The following is a 14,713-nucleotide window of genomic DNA, read 5'->3' as shown; positions in this document are numbered from 1 at the left end:
GCGCTCGCGGCTGGACAGCAGCAGGGCGGTGACGATGCCCACCGCGCCGGCGGCCGAGGGGGCCTTCATGGCCAGGCCGCCGGCCAGCACCGTCAGCAGGATCGCGAACTCGGTCGTCAGGCCGGGCCCCTCCTGCTCGCGGTTGCGCCAGTAGCTGAGGCCCACCAGGGCGGCGATGAGCGAGCTCAGGACCGCCAGAAGCAGGACGCCGCCGCTGGCGACCGCCACGGCGCCACCGAGGGCGGCGATGGAGAAGGTGCGCACGCCCGCGTCGGTCGGGGCGCCCGGGTGGCCCGAGGCGTGCTCGCGGCCCGTCCCGATCAGCAGGCCCACGCCCAGCGCGACCAGAAGGTTCAGCAGAAGCGGGTCCAAGGGGTTCGGCTCCGAGCGCGCCTGGCGTGTCAGCCGGCTCTCGCCCCCAAGTTTCCGCTCCGTGACCGGACAAACAATCCGACAAAACCCCGAACCGCACCGCGTGGAACGGCGCCGTCAGCGCCTCGCTCAATCCAGACGGAAAGCGGCGTGCCTCCGGGGCGCGCCGTGATTGCCTGGAGATGATCCATCTTGGTGGTCATCCCTGGCGGCCACCTCAACATCGCTGCGCCCGGTCGATGGCAAGGGGAGCTTGGTAGTTCACCGGATATCGCCCCGCCGAACCGCAGGCATAGCCTCGGAGAAACATTCGGCGAGGTTGATGCAATGCCCGAACCAGCCGCGGTCAGCCGCTTGGGCCAAGACACCAAGTCCCAGCCGCCTGGCTCCCAGCCGCCTGGGCCCAAATCCCCAGGGCCAAAGCCGGCGCCCAAGTCGCGGCGTCCGCTGCTGATCGGTGTGGCGGCCGTGGTGGTGATCGCCGCGGGTGTCGGGGCCTACATCTACATGACGCGGCCAGACCTGCCGCCGGGCTTCGCCGGAGGCAACGGTCGGCTGGAGGCCAACGAGATCTACGTCGCGACGAAGTACCCCGGTCGGGTCAAGGAAATGCTGGCTGACGAGGGCGCCACCGTCGAGGCGGGGCAGGTCGTCGCCCGAATGGATACCTCCGCCCTCGAGGCCCAGTTGCGCGAGGCCGAGGCTCAGATCTCCGCCGCCGAGGACGCGCGCCGCGTCGCGACGGCCCAGGTGGCGGTCCGGCGCGCCGAGTACAACTTCGCGGCCCTGCAGAATCTTCGCTCCAAGGCGCTGGTCAAGACCGGCGCGGTGAGCAGCCGCGAGGCCGAGACCGACACCGCCAACATGCTGTCGGGCCAGGCGGAACTGACCGGCGCCCAGGCCGGCGTGGTCCAGGCGTCCTCGGCGATCGACGCGGCGAAGGCGACGGCCGACCGGCTGCGGGCCGAGATCGCCGACGCGGTGCTGGTGGCGCCGATCCGCTCGCGGATCGAGACCCGCCTGGCCGAGCCCGGCGAGGTCTTGCCCGCTGGCGGCCGGGTGTTCTCGCTGCTCGATCTGGCCGACGTCTACATGTACGTCTTCCTGCCCGAGAAGATCACCGGCAAGGTCCGCCTGGGCTCGGAGGCGCGCATCGTGCTCGACGCCGCCCAGCAGTATCCGGTGCGGGCCGTCGTCTCCTATGTCTCGCCCGCCGCCCAGTTCACGCCCAAGACGGTGGAGACCGCCGAGGAGCGCCACAACCTGACCTTTCGGGTCAAGCTGCAGGTGCCCAAGGAGCGGCTGCGGCAGTACGAACCGCTGGTGAAGTCGGGCCTGCCCGGCATGGGCTATGTGCGCTTCGACGAGAAGGCCCCCTGGCCCGAGCGGATCCAGGGAACCGCTTCGCCGCCGGCCAACCTCTGGCAGAGCACGGGCGCCGCGACGGCGGCGCCGAAATGAATCCCCCGGTTTTGGAACACGTCGCCAGCATCCGGAATCTCACCCACAAGTACGGCAAGGTGACATCTCTGGATGGGGTCAGCCTCGACATCCCCGCCCAGAAGACCATCGGCCTGATCGGGCCGGACGGGGTGGGCAAGTCGACCCTGCTGGCGATCCTGGCAGGGGTGCGCAAGATGCAGTCCGGCGAGGTCGAGGTGCTGGGCGGTGACATCGACGACGTGCACTTCCGCAACAGCGTCGCGGCGCGGATCGCCTACCTGCCGCAGGGCCTGGGCAAGAACCTGTATCCGACCCTGTCCATCTACGAGAACATCGACTTCTTCGGCCGCCTGTTCGGGCAGCCCGCCGAGGAGCGGGCCTGGCGGATCGACGACCTGCTGTGGAGCACCGACCTGACGTCGTTCCGCGACCGGCCGGCGGGCAAGCTGTCGGGCGGGATGAAGCAGAAGCTGGGCCTGTGCTGCTCGCTGATCCACGACCCCGACCTGCTGATCCTGGACGAGCCGACGACGGGGGTCGATCCCCTGGCCCGCCGCCAGTTCTGGGAGCTGATCGAACGCATCCGCGGCCGCCGTCCGCAGATGAGCGTCATGGTGGCCACCGCCTACATGGACGAGGCCGAGGGTTTCGAGTGGCTGGTGGCGATGAACGCCGGCCAGGTGATGGCCACCGGCACCGCCGAGGAGCTGCGCCAGCGCACCGGCCAGGACACCCTGGAGCGCGCCTTCGTCCGCCTGCTGCCCGAGGAGCAGACGCGCGGCCACAAGGAGCCGGTGATCACCCCCTGGGTGTCGTCGGAAGGTCCGCCGGCCATCGAGTCCCACGGCCTGACCCAGAAGTTCGGAGCCTTCACCGCCGTCGACCACGTCAATTTCCGCATCGAGCAGGGCGAGATCTTCGGATTCCTCGGCTCCAACGGCTGCGGCAAGACCACGACCATGAAGATGCTGACCGGCCTGCTGCCGCCCAGCGAGGGCGAGGCGCTGCTGTTCGGCAAGGCCGTCAAGGGCGGCGATATCGAGTCCCGCCGTCGCGTCGGCTTCATGTCGCAGGCCTTCTCGCTCTACACCGAGCTGACCGTGCGGCAGAACATGATGCTGCACGCCCATCTGTTCGACCTGTCGCCCGAAAAGGGCCAGGCGCGGGTCGCCGAGCTGATCGACGACTTCGGGCTGGAAGAGGTGGCCGACACGCTGGCCGAGAGCCTGCCCCTGGGCATCCGCCAGCGCCTGTCTCTGGCGGTGGCGGTGCTGCACGAGCCGGAGGTGCTGATCCTCGACGAGCCGACGTCCGGCGTCGACCCGGTGGCCCGGGACGGTTTCTGGGAGCTGCTGATCCGCCTGTCGCGCGAGCGCGGCGTGACCATCTTCCTGTCGACCCACTTTATGAACGAGGCCGAGCGCTGCGACCGGATGTCGATGATGCACCGGGGCAAGGTGCTGGCCCAGGGGCGGCCCGCCGACCTGGTCGCCGAGCGCGGCGCGCCCAACCTGGAAGCCGCGTTCATCGGCTATCTGGAAGAGGCGGCCGAGGAGCTGGGCGGGGCGGCGGACGCCTCGGCCGCGCCGGCCTCGGAGCCGCCGGCGGACCTGGGCCACTCGGTCCCGCCCAAGGGCTTCAGCGTCGGCCGGGTCTGGGCCTTCGCCCGTCGCGAGGCGATCGAACTGCAGCACGACGCGGTGCGTCTGATCTTCGCCGTCATCGGACCGATCCTGCTGATGATCGTCTTCGGCTACGGCATCTCGCTGGACGTCGAGAACCTGACCTTCTCGATCCTCGACTACGACAACACCCCCGCCAGCCGGGCCTATTCGGACACCTATCGAGGATCAATCTATTTCGACGAGAAGGCGCCGCTCTACAGTTACGCCGATCGCGACCGACGCCTGCGCAACGGCGAACTGCGCTTCGCCCTGGAGATCCCGTCCGGCTTCCAGCGCGACCTGCAGCAGGGACGCCAGCCCACCGTGCAGGCCCATATCGACGCCGCCGTGCCGTTCCGCGCCGAGACCACGCGCGGCTATATCGAGGCCGCGCACAAGGCCCACGACACCGAATTTCGCAAGCAGAAGGGCCTGCCCCCCGCCCAGGCGGCGGTGAAGATCAACGCCCGGGCGCTCTACAACCAGGCCTTCCTCAGCGTCTACGCCATGGTGCCGGGCGACATCATGCTGCTGATCATGCTGATCCCCAGCATGCTGACGGCCCTGGCGGTGGTGCGGGAGAAGGAGTTGGGCTCGATCGCCAACTTCTACGCCGCCCCGGCCAGCCGGACCGAGTTCCTGCTGGGCAAGCAACTGCCCTATGTGGTGGTCTCGCTGGTCCAGTTCCTCACCCTGGTGGCGCTGGCGGTGTTCGTGTTCGGCGTGCCGATCAAGGGCAGCATCGCCGTCCTGGCGCTGGGCGGCCTGCTCTACGTCATGGCCAGCACGGGCTTTGGCCTGCTGATCTCGGTCTTCGCCGCTACCCAGACCGCCGCCATCTTCGCGGCCGCGATCATCTCGATCCTGCCGGCGGTGCAGTTCTCGGGGATGTTCGTGCCGGTCTCGTCGCTGACCGGCGGCGCGGCCATCGCGGCCAAGATCTTCCCCTCGACCTACTTCCAGGCCGTCAGCGTCGGCACGTTCACCAAGGCCCTGGGCATGGCCGCCCTCTGGCCCAACGTGCTGGCGCTGGGCGTGATCGCCTTCGTCTATTTCGCACTGTCGGTCGTGCTGTTGAAGAAGCAGGAGGCCTGATGCGATGCGCGCCGTCTGGCACATCTTCCAGCTTGGCCTGAAGGAGCTGCTCAGCCTGGCGCGCGATCCGGTGCTGCTGTTCCTGATCGGTTACGTCTTCACCTTCTCGGTCTACACCCCCGCCAAGAGCGCGGTGATGGACGTGATCAACGCCTCGATCGCCATCGTCAACGAGGACGACTCCAAGGCCTCGCGCCTGGTCCGCGACGCCATGCTGCCGCCGCTGTTCCTGCCCGCCCAGGAGATCGGCTTCGGCGACATCAACCACGCCATGGACCGCGGGCTCTACACCTTCGTGGTCGACATCCCGCCCGACTTCGAGGCGGACATCATCAACAACAATCCGCCCACCGTTCAGGTCGTGACCGACGCCACCGCGATGAGCCAGGCGGGCAGGGGGCCCTCCTACATCCAGCAGATCATCGAGAGCACTGTCTACAATCTCTGGCCCGGCCGCACCGATCCGGCCAACCAGCCGCTGGTCAGCCTGGAGACCCGGGCCCGCTTCAATCCCAACATGCAGCAGAGCTGGTTCGTGGCGGTGAACCAGGTGATCAACAACATCTCGGTGCTGGCGATCTTCCTGACCGGGGCGGCGGTGCTGCGCGAGCGCGAGCATGGCAATATCGAGCACCTGCTGGTCATGCCGCTGCGGCCGTTCGAGCTGATGTTCGCCAAGATCTGGGCCAACGGCATGGTCGTGATCCTGGCCGCCATGGCCTCGCTGTTCCTGGTGGTGAAGGGCGCGATCGGAGTGCCGATCGCCGGCTCGATCCCGCTGTTCGCCCTGGGCCTGGGCGTCTACCTGTTCTCGGTCACGGCCCTGGGCATCATGCTGGCGACGATCGTCAATTCGATGCCGCAGTTCGGGCTGCTGGCCTTCCCCGTCTACATCGTCATGAGCCTGTTGTCGGGCGGGCAGACCCCGCTCGAGAGCATGCCGATGGTGCTGCAGAAGATCATGCAGTTCGTGCCCTCGACCCATTTCGTCGCCTTTTCGCAGGCGGTCCTGTTCCGGGACGCGACGCCGGAGATGGTCTGGCCGTCGCTGCTGAAGATGTTCCTGATCGGCGGCGCCTACAGCGTCTACACCCTGTCGCGGTTCAGAAAAATGCTGGCCGCGGTCAAGTGAGAAGGGTCCTTTCGAAGATGAGCCCGCTCCGTACAAGCGCAACTGTCGCCCTGGTCGTGGGGGTTCTGGCGACCACCGGATGCAAGGTCGTGGGACCCGACTATGTCCGGCCCGAAGTGGCCCTGCCGTCGGCCTATCGCGACGCGCCGGCCCCGGTCTCGGCCGCCCAAACCGCGTCCCAGACCGCGTCCCTGGCCGACCTGCCGTGGTGGGCGGTGTTCGACGATCCCACCCTGCAGGGGCTGATCGGCCGGACCCTGGCCAACAACCTGGATCTGCAGGTCTCGATCGCCCGCATCGCCCAAGCGCGGGCCCTGGTGGGGGTCTCGGCCTCGCAGAGCAAGCCGCAGGTGGGCTATCGCGGCAATGTCGGCGCGGAGTCCACCTTCTCGCCGGACGACAACGGCGGTCCCGACACCACCGGCTTCGGCAGCCTGGGCGCGGCCCTCGACTTCTCCTGGGAGTTCGACCTGTGGGGCCGGATCAAGCGCTCCAACGAGGCGACCCAGGCCAGCCTGCTGCAACAGGAAGAGATCCGGCGCGGGATCCTGCTGACCCTGACCAGCGACGTGGCGGAGGGCTATTTCCGCCTGCTGGAACTGGACCGCGAGATCGCCATCGCCCAGGAGAGCACCCGCACCTACGGCGCCACCTTTGACATCTTCAACCAGCGCTTCGAGGCCGGCCGCGACAGCCGCCTGCCGGTCGAGCGCACGCGGGCCAACCGCGACGCGTCCGAGGCCCGGATCGAGGAGATCCGGCGGCGGATCGCCGTGCAGGAGAACGCCCTCAGCGTCCTGATGGGCGCGCCGCCCGGACCGATCCCGCGCGGCAAGGCGCTGGAGGCCCAGACCCTGCCCGATGCCCCGGTGGGCGCCACGACCGACCTCTTGCAGCGTCGTCCCGACATCCGGGCGGCCGAGCAGGGCATGATGCGGGCCAATGCCGAAATGGGGGTGGCGGTGGCCAACAAGTTCCCGCGGCTGGGCCTGTCGGCCCTGGCCGGCCTGGTCGGCGCCGACGTCAGCGGCGACAGCGGAACCTTCGGCGTGGGCTCGGTCGGCCTGGGCTTGGCCGGTCCGATCTTCACCGGCGGCCGGCTGGAGGAGATCTACAACAACCGCAAGGCCTATTGGGATGAGACCGTCGCCCAGTACCGCCACACCGCCCTGGTCGCCCTGGGCGAGACGGCCGACGCCCTGGCCGCCCAACGCACCCTCGACGCCCGCCGCGCGGCGCTAGAGCGCCAGATCGCCTCGCTGCGCCGCTCGGTCGACCTGGCCCAGACCCGCTACGACACCGGCCGCGCCGGTTATTTCGAGGTGCTGGAAGCCCAGCAGCAATTGTTTCCCGCCGAGGACGCCCTGGCCCAGACTCAGCGCGACCAGCTGATCGCGGTCGTCAATCTCTACAAGGCGCTGGGCGGTGGCTGGCAACTGACCGATGACCAATGGACCAAGCCACAGAGTGTCGCGGCGACGGGAGGGCGTTGAGATGTCCGACACCCTCGGCGGCCCGAAGGCCGGTGGCGGTCGCACTCACCAGAAGTTCGAGCGCCTGCTGGCCCGCGCCCAGAAGGAGCCGCCCCTCGTCACGGCCGTGGCTCATCCTTGCGATCACGTCTCGCTGGACAGCGCCATCGAGGCGGCGCGGCTGAGGCTGATCGAGCCGATCCTGGTCGGGCCCGCCGCGCGCATCGTCGAGGTGGCGGCCGCCGGCAAGCTGGACATCACGCCGTTCGAGCTGGTCGACGCCGAACACAGCCACGACAGCGCCGCCAAGGCGGTGGCGCTGGTCCGGTCCGGGCGCGCCGAGGCCCTGATGAAGGGCAGCCTGCATACCGACGAATTGATGGGGGCGGTGGTCGCCCGCGAGACCGGCATCCGCACCGCCCGGCGGATCAGCCACTGTTTCATCATGGATATCCCCGGCTATCCGACGCCGCTGGTGGTGACCGACGCGGCGATCAACATCATCCCGACGCTCGAGGACAAGATCCACATCGTCCAGAACGCCATCGACATGGCCCTGGTCCTCAAGGAGGGCGAGGGAGAGGTGAGGGTGGCGATCCTCAGCGCCATGGAGACGGTCAATCCCAAGGTCCCCTCGACCATCGAGGCGGCCGCCCTGTGCAAGATGGCCGACCGAGGCCAGATCAGGGGCGCCTTGCTCGATGGCCCCCTTGCGCTGGACAACGCCATCAGCGCCGAGGCGGCCGCCATCAAAGGCATTGTCTCGCCGGTGGCGGGGCGCGCCAACGTGCTGGTCGTGCCGGACCTGGAAGCCGGAAACATGTTGGCCAAGTGCATGTCCTTCCTCTCCGACGCCGACGCGGCGGGGATCGTGCTGGGCGCGCGCGTGCCGATCATCCTGACCAGCCGAGCCGACGCCAAGCTGACCCGGCTGGCCTCCTGCGCGGTGGCGTCCCTGCTGGGCGCCGCGCGCCGCGCCTCGGCCGCCATCGTCTGACGGGGAGACGCCTCCAATGAGCGCCTGTCTCGCGGTCCTCAATGCCGGCTCGTCGAGCCTGAAGTTCGCCGTCTACGACGCCGCGCCCGGCGAGGCCCTGCTGTTCAAGGGCCAGCTGGACGGCATCGGCGTCTCGCCAAGACTGGTGGTGAAGGACCCGCTAGGCGAGCCGCTGGAGGAACGCAGCTGGCCGGCCGAGGGCTTCGACCACGCCGCCGCCACGCATGAGGTGCTGGCGACCTCGATCCAGCGGATCGACGGCCGTCCGGTGCTGGGAGTCGGCCATCGGGTGGTGCACGGCGGCCGGGCCTACGCCCAGCCGGTGCGGATCGACGCCTCGGTGATCGCCGCCCTGCGCGAACTGGAGCCCCTGGCCCCCCTGCATCAGCCGCACAACCTGGCGCCGATCGAGGCGATCGCCGAAGGCGCGCCGCATATCGCCCAGGTCGCCTGTTTCGACACCGCCTTCCATCGCGGCCAGCCGCCGCTGGCCCAGATGTTCGCTTTGCCGCGCCGTTTCCACGAGGCGGGCGTGCAGCGCTATGGCTTTCACGGCCTGTCGTACGAGTTCGTCGCCTCGCGCCTGAGCGAGCTGGCGCCCGACCTGGTCCGTGGTCGGATCATCGTCGCCCACCTGGGCAACGGCGCCAGCCTGTGCGCGATCCGGGATGGACGCAGCATGGCCAGCACCATGGGCTTCACGGCCGTGGACGGGCTGGTGATGGGCACCCGCTCGGGCAGCCTGGATCCCGGGGTGCTGATCCACCTGATGGACGCCTACGGCATGGACGCCCGGGCGCTGGAGGACCTGGTCTACAAGCGCTCGGGCCTGCTGGGCGTCTCCGGGATCTCGTCCGACATGCGCGCCTTGCGGGCTTCGTCCGAGCCCCATGCGATGGAGGCCGTGGGCCTGTTCGTCTATCGGGTGGTGCGCGAGATCGGCTCGATGGCCGCCGCCCTGGGCGGGATCGACGGCCTGGTCTTCACCGGCGGCATCGGCGAGAACGACGCCCAGGCGCGCGAGGAGATCGTCCGGGCCTGCGGATGGCTGGGGCTGGAGCTGGACGAGGTCGCCAACCGCCCCGGCGGCGCGGCGCGGCGCATCAGCCGCGAGGGCTCGCGCGCCGCCGCCTGGATCGTGCCCACCGACGAAGAGCGGATGATCGCCCGCCACACCGCGGCGCTGCTGAGCCTGGCGCCCGAAGTCGCTTGAGAATCCTTCGCATTTCCTCCGAGGGACGCTCCGAGGGTTCAGAGAGGACGATCTCGGGTCTTACCCTGATGGCCTGACCGCAAGCGCGGCCGGACACTGTCCGCTTAACGAAGGAAGGGCGCCTTCGGCGGCCCCTCTGCGAAAAGGGAAGACGATGGACAGGACGGCGGACGGGGCGATCGTCCCCGAACTCGACACGCGTGACCCTCCGATTGGATCGGACCGCCGCGCCTTCATGATGCGCAGCGCCTTGGCGCTGTCGATCGGCGCGCTGACCGGCTGTCAGCCCAAGGACATCTCCAACATCCCGGCCAAGTCGCCGGGCGGCGCGGCCGGCGCGAAGGTCGCGCTCGATCCCAACCTCAACGTGGTCAAGAAGTCCAAGGGGCCGGTGATGACCACGGCCGAGGAGTTCTACAAGGTCGGCCCCGGCCCGTCCTCGTCACACACCATCGGGCCGATGCGGATCACCTACGACTTCTACAAGCGCGCCATCAAGCTGTCGCCGGAGCAGTTGGCCACGGCCACGGCCCTGAAGGTCAACCTGTTCGGCAGCCTGAGCGCCACGGGCAAGGGCCACGGCACCGAGCGCGCCGCGCTGGCGGGCCTGATCGGCATGGAGCCGGCCACGGTCGATCCGGCCTTCCTCGACGGCTTGGCGGCCAATCCCAACCAGACCTTCCCGGTGACGCTGGGCGCCAAGACCATCAACGTCTCGCTGAAGGATGTGATCTACGACGCCCCCAAGGGCGACTTCCACCACCCCAACACCATGACCTGCAAGCTGATGGCCGGCGACAAGGTGTTGCTGGAGCAGGAATATTATTCGGTCGGCGGCGGCTTCATCGAGTGGAAGGGCTATGAGCCTCCCAAGAAGAACCCGCCGAAATATCCCTATGCGCGGATCAGCGAGGCGCTGGCCCACTGCAAGCGCGACAACATCTCGCTGGCCCAGCTGGCCATGGCCAACGAGGTGGCCATCACCGGCCACAGCGAGGCCGACGTCAACGCCTTCCTCGACAAGATCCTGGGGGCCATGGACGCCACGGTGAAGACCGGTCTGGCCGCCCCGACCTCGACCCTGCCCGGACCGATCAAGCTGAAGACCAAGGCCCACGACGTCTACATCAGCGCCCAGACCCAGGAAGGCACCGCGCGCAAGGCCATCGCCCTGGTCTCGGCCTACGCCCTGGCGGGCTCGGAGGAGAACGCCCGCGGCCACCTGGTCATCACCGCCCCCACCGGCGGTTCGGCCGGGGTGCTGCCGGCCGTCATCTACTCGCTGGGTCCAGCGGGGGCGAAGATGTCCAAGGACAAGCTGCGCGAGGCCCTGCTGGCCGGCCTGGTCATCGGCTATCTCTGCAAGCACAACGCGACCCTGTCCGCGGCGGAGGGTGGCTGCCAGGCCGAGATCGGCGTGGCCTCGGCCATGGGCGCGGCGGCGATCGCCCAGGCCTATGGCGACCCGCCCCAGGTGGCGGCCAACGCCGCCGAGGGGGCGCTGGAGCACCATCTGGGCATGACCTGCGACCCGCTGGCGGGCTTCGTCCAGGTGCCCTGCATCGAACGCTGCGCGTTCGGGGCGGTGAAGGCCTGGACCGGCTACCTGATCGCCACGAACGAGGTCCCGATCAACCGCCGGGTCGACTTCGACAGCACGGTCGACGCCATGGCCCTGACCGCCAAGGAGATGAACTCCAAGTACAAGGAGACCTCCGAAGGCGGTCTCGCCGTGTCCGTCACCTTGTGCTGAGTTGAGGCGAAGATGGAGCGGAGGATCGCCAGTACGGGAGCCGCGGGCGGCGTGATCGTCGTCGCCTGGCTGGCGACCTCCATCTTCTACTTCTACCAGTACGTCCTGCGCTCGGCGCCGGCGGTGATGATGCCGCAGCTGTCCGACGCCTTGGGCCTGTCGACTGCGGGGCTCGCCACGCTGGTGGGCCTGTTCTACTACGCCTACGCGCCGTTCAGCCTGGTGGCCGGCGTGGCCATGGATCAGCTGGGCGCGCGCGCCGTCGTGCCGCTGGGCTGCGCGATCGTGGCGGCGGGCGCGCTGCTGTTCGCCACCGGGGACCCCAACATCGCGGCGGTCGGACGGCTGCTGCAGGGCATGGGCGGGGTCTTCGCCCTGATCGGCGCGGCCTATATCGCCACCACCAACTTCCCCGCCTCGAAGGCGGCGACCCTGATCGGCGTCACCCAGATGTTCGGTATGGCCGGCGGCTCGGCGGGCCAGTTCCTGGTGGGGCCGGCGATCGCCGGCGGGGTCAGCTGGAACTGGTTCTGGGCGGCCATGGGTGTAGCGGGCGCGATCATCGCGGGCCTGCTGTTCCTGGTCATGCCGCGCGGCCGCAAGGTCGGCAACCGCAACTGGGCGGGCGCGGCGGCCTCGGCCATATGGGCGGTGGCGTCCAATCCGCAGTCGATCCTGTGCGGCCTGATCTCGGGCCTGTTCTTCATCCCGACCACCATCTTCGACATGACCTGGGGCGTACGGTTCCTGCAGGAGGCGCACGACATGCCCTACGGCGTGGCCGTCCTGCGCTCGGCCTCGGTGCCGTTCGGCTGGATCATCGGCTGTCCGCTGGCCGGCCTGCTGTCGGACCGGATGGGACGCCGCAAGCCGGTGATCGTCGGTTCGGGTCTGGTGCTGACCGCCTGCCTGGCGATGATCCTCTACGGACCGCCGGGCGTTTTCCCGCCCTTCGTCCTGGGCCTGGTCACCGGGATCGCCTCGGGCGCGGCCATGCTGCCGTACACGGTGATCAAGGAAGCCAACCGCCCCGAGCATAGCGGCACGGCCACGGGGGTGGTCAACTTCATCAACTTCTCGTTCTCGGCCCTGCTGGGGCCGGTGTTCGGCGGCCTGCTGCTGAAGGCGTCGAGCGGCGGCCCGCGCGAGCTGGAACACTATCAGGCGGCCTTCTCGCCGCTGCTCTACGGCGTGGCCCTGGCGGTGCTGCTGACCCTGCTCCTGAAGGAGACCGGGGCAGGGGCTCGGTCCGTCACGCCGCCGCCCGTCACCGCAAGTCCCGCCTGATCCTGCCCCCTCGGAGGAGCGCATGAGCGACACCCTTTCCAAGCCCCCTCCCGCTACGACAGAACGGAAGCCGCCGCCCTTCGCGCCCGGCCTGTGGTCGCGCGAGATCGACGTGCGCGACTTCATCCAACAGCACGTCACGCCCTATGACGGCGACGAAGCCTTCCTGGCGGGGCCCACCGAGCGCACCAACGCGATCTGGACGCGACTTCAGGCGCTGTTCGCCAAGGAGCGGGAGAAGGGCGGCGTGCTGGATATCTCTCAGATCCCCAGCACGATCGTCGCCCACGAGGCCGGCTATATCGACAAGGACCTGGAGGTCATCGTCGGCCTGCAGACCGAKGCGCCGCTGAAGCGGGCGATCATGCCCAACGGCGGCTTCCGCATGGTCCTGACCTCGCTGCAGACCTACGGCTATACGCCCGACCCGGCGGTGGTCGAGACCTTCACCAAGTATCGCAAGACCCATAACGAGGGGGTCTTTGACGCCTATACCGAGAACGTCCGACGCTGCCGGTCCTCGCACGTCCTGACCGGTCTGCCGGACGCCTATGGACGCGGGCGGATCATCGGCGACTACCGGCGCGTGGCGCTTTACGGCGTCGACCGGCTGATCGACGCCAAGCAGGCGGAAAAGGCCGCGCTCGACGACGCTTGGTCCACCGACGAGATCATCCGCGACCGCGAGGAGCTGTCCGAACAGATCCGCGCCTTGGCCGAGCTGAAGGTGATGGCGGCCAAGTACGGTTTCGACATCTCCGGCCCTGCGACCACGGCCCGCGAGGCGACCCAGTGGCTGTATTTCGGCTACCTGGCCGGGGTGAAGGAGCAGAACGGCGCGGCCATGTCGCTGGGCCGCACCTCGACCTTCCTGGACATCTATTTCGAGCGCGACCTGGCGTCCGGCGCCCTGACCGAAAGCCAGGCCCAGGAGATCATCGACGACTTCGTGATCAAGCTGCGGATCGTGCGCTTCCTGCGGACGCCGGAGTACGACGACCTGTTCTCGGGCGATCCCACCTGGGTGACCGAGTCGATCGGCGGCCTGGGCGACGACGGGCGTCCGCTGGTCACCAAGAACAGCTTCCGCTTCCTGCAGACCCTCTACAACCTGGGTCCCGCGCCCGAGCCCAACCTGACCATCTGGTACTCGCCGCGCCTGCCGGAAGGCTTCCGCCGCTTCACGGCGAAGGTGGCGATCGACACCAGCTCGATCCAGTTCGAGAGCGACGAGATCATGCGCCGCGAGTGGGGCGACGACGGGGCCATCGCCTGCTGCGTCTCGCCCATGCGGATGGGCCACCAGATGCAGTTCTTCGGCGCGCGCGCAAATCTGGCCAAGTGCCTTCTCTACGCGATCAACGGCGGTCGCGACGAGGTCAGCGGCAAGCAGATCGGCCCGCCCTTCGAGCCGGTCCAGGGCGACTATCTGGAGTTCGAGGACATCCTGGACCGCTATGAGCGGATGATGGACTGGCTGGCCGAGACCTATGTCAGCGCCATGAACGTCATCCACTACATGCACGACAAGTACGCCTACGAGCGGATCGAGATGGCGCTGCACGACTACGCGCCGTTCCGGACCATGGCGTTCGGCGTGGCCGGCATGTCGGTGGTGGCCGACAGCCTCTCGGCGATCAAGCACGCCAAGGTGAAGGTCGTCCGCGACGAGACCGGCCTGGTCGTCGACTACGTGACCGAGGGCGAGTTCCCGACCTTCGGCAACAACGACAACCGGGTGGACCACCTGGCCTCGTGGCTGATCAGCACCTTCATGGAGAAGCTGCGCAAGCACCCGACCTACCGCAACGCCAAGCACACCCAGTCGGTGCTGACCATCACCTCGAACGTGGTCTACGGCCGGGCGACCGGCAACACGCCTGATGGCCGGCGCAAGGGTGATCCTTTCGCGCCGGGGGCCAATCCCATGCACGGCCGCGACAGCCACGGCATCCACGCCTCGGCCGCCTCGGTCGCCAAGATCCCCTATCGCGACGCCGAGGACGGCATCTCCCTGACCACCACGCTGGTCCCCAGCGGCCTGGGCCGGACGCCCGACGACCAGATCACCAATCTGACCGGCATCCTGGACGCCTTCTTCGGATCGACCGGCTACCACATGAACGTCAACGTCCTGAACAAGGAGACGCTGATCGACGCCATGGACCACCCGGAAAAATACCCCAGTCTGACGATCCGGGTCTCGGGCTACGCGGTGAACTTCGTGCGGCTGACGCGCGAGCAGCAGATGGACGTGATCAACCGCACCTTCCACGGGGCCTGAG

General features: G+C 68.6%; 10 protein-coding genes. 9 read left to right on the top strand and 1 reads right to left on the bottom strand.

What is annotated here, in order from left to right; translation table 11 throughout:
• Positions 1 to 372, bottom strand: a 372-nt coding sequence (locus tag AC1DMQ_RS24840) for an MgtC/SapB family protein (protein ID WP_477036208.1), incomplete at its 3' end; no start/stop codon positions are given.
• 327 nt (positions 373 to 699) lie between these two features.
• Here AC1DMQ_RS24840 and AC1DMQ_RS24835 point away from each other — a divergent pair.
• The 9 genes from AC1DMQ_RS24835 (at position 700) to pflB (ending at position 14,712) form a co-directional block, all read left to right on the top strand.
• The gene (locus tag AC1DMQ_RS24835) at positions 700 to 1,833 is read left to right on the top strand and encodes an HlyD family secretion protein (protein WP_477036207.1); all 1,134 of its coding nucleotides are present in this window, start codon (positions 700 to 702) and stop codon (positions 1,831 to 1,833) included.
• Positions 1,830 to 4,574 (top strand): ribosome-associated ATPase/putative transporter RbbA, encoded by a 2,745-nt coding sequence (gene rbbA / locus AC1DMQ_RS24830; protein WP_477036206.1) that lies wholly within the window; start codon positions 1,830 to 1,832, stop codon positions 4,572 to 4,574. Before AC1DMQ_RS24835 ends, rbbA begins: the two co-directional genes overlap by 4 nt.
• 4 nt (positions 4,575 to 4,578) lie before the next feature.
• Positions 4,579 to 5,706: an ABC transporter permease gene (locus AC1DMQ_RS24825; RefSeq protein ID WP_477036205.1), complete on the top strand. Its 1,128-nt coding sequence runs from the start codon at positions 4,579 to 4,581 to the stop codon at positions 5,704 to 5,706.
• Positions 5,707 to 5,723: 17 nt separating this feature from the next.
• Positions 5,724 to 7,199: an efflux transporter outer membrane subunit gene (locus tag AC1DMQ_RS24820; protein WP_477036204.1), complete on the top strand. Its 1,476-nt coding sequence runs from the start codon at positions 5,724 to 5,726 to the stop codon at positions 7,197 to 7,199.
• Position 7,200: 1 nt separating this feature from the next.
• Positions 7,201 to 8,175, top strand: coding sequence for a phosphate acetyltransferase (locus AC1DMQ_RS24815; protein ID WP_477036203.1), 975 nt, complete (start codon positions 7,201 to 7,203; stop codon positions 8,173 to 8,175).
• 16 nt (positions 8,176 to 8,191) lie between these two features.
• Entirely contained in the window at positions 8,192 to 9,388 is a 1,197-nt protein-coding gene (locus AC1DMQ_RS24810) for an acetate/propionate family kinase (protein ID WP_477036202.1), read from the top strand.
• A gap of 154 nt (positions 9,389 to 9,542) precedes the next feature.
• Positions 9,543 to 11,141, top strand: a complete 1,599-nt coding sequence (locus AC1DMQ_RS24805) for an L-serine ammonia-lyase (RefSeq protein WP_477036201.1) — start codon at positions 9,543 to 9,545, stop codon at positions 11,139 to 11,141.
• 12 nt (positions 11,142 to 11,153) lie between these two features.
• Entirely contained in the window at positions 11,154 to 12,428 is a 1,275-nt protein-coding gene (locus AC1DMQ_RS24800) for an MFS transporter (protein WP_477036200.1), read from the top strand.
• A 22-nt stretch (positions 12,429 to 12,450) separates the two neighbouring features.
• Positions 12,451 to 14,712 carry a formate C-acetyltransferase gene (gene pflB, locus AC1DMQ_RS24795; protein ID WP_477036199.1) on the top strand — a complete coding sequence of 754 codons (2,262 nt, stop codon included), beginning with the start codon at positions 12,451 to 12,453 and terminating at the stop codon, positions 14,710 to 14,712.
• Position 14,713 lies beyond the last annotated feature (1 nt).

The organism is Caulobacter sp. 05L422 (assembly GCF_056397765.1).
This window is presented reverse-complemented; position numbering and strand designations above follow the sequence as displayed.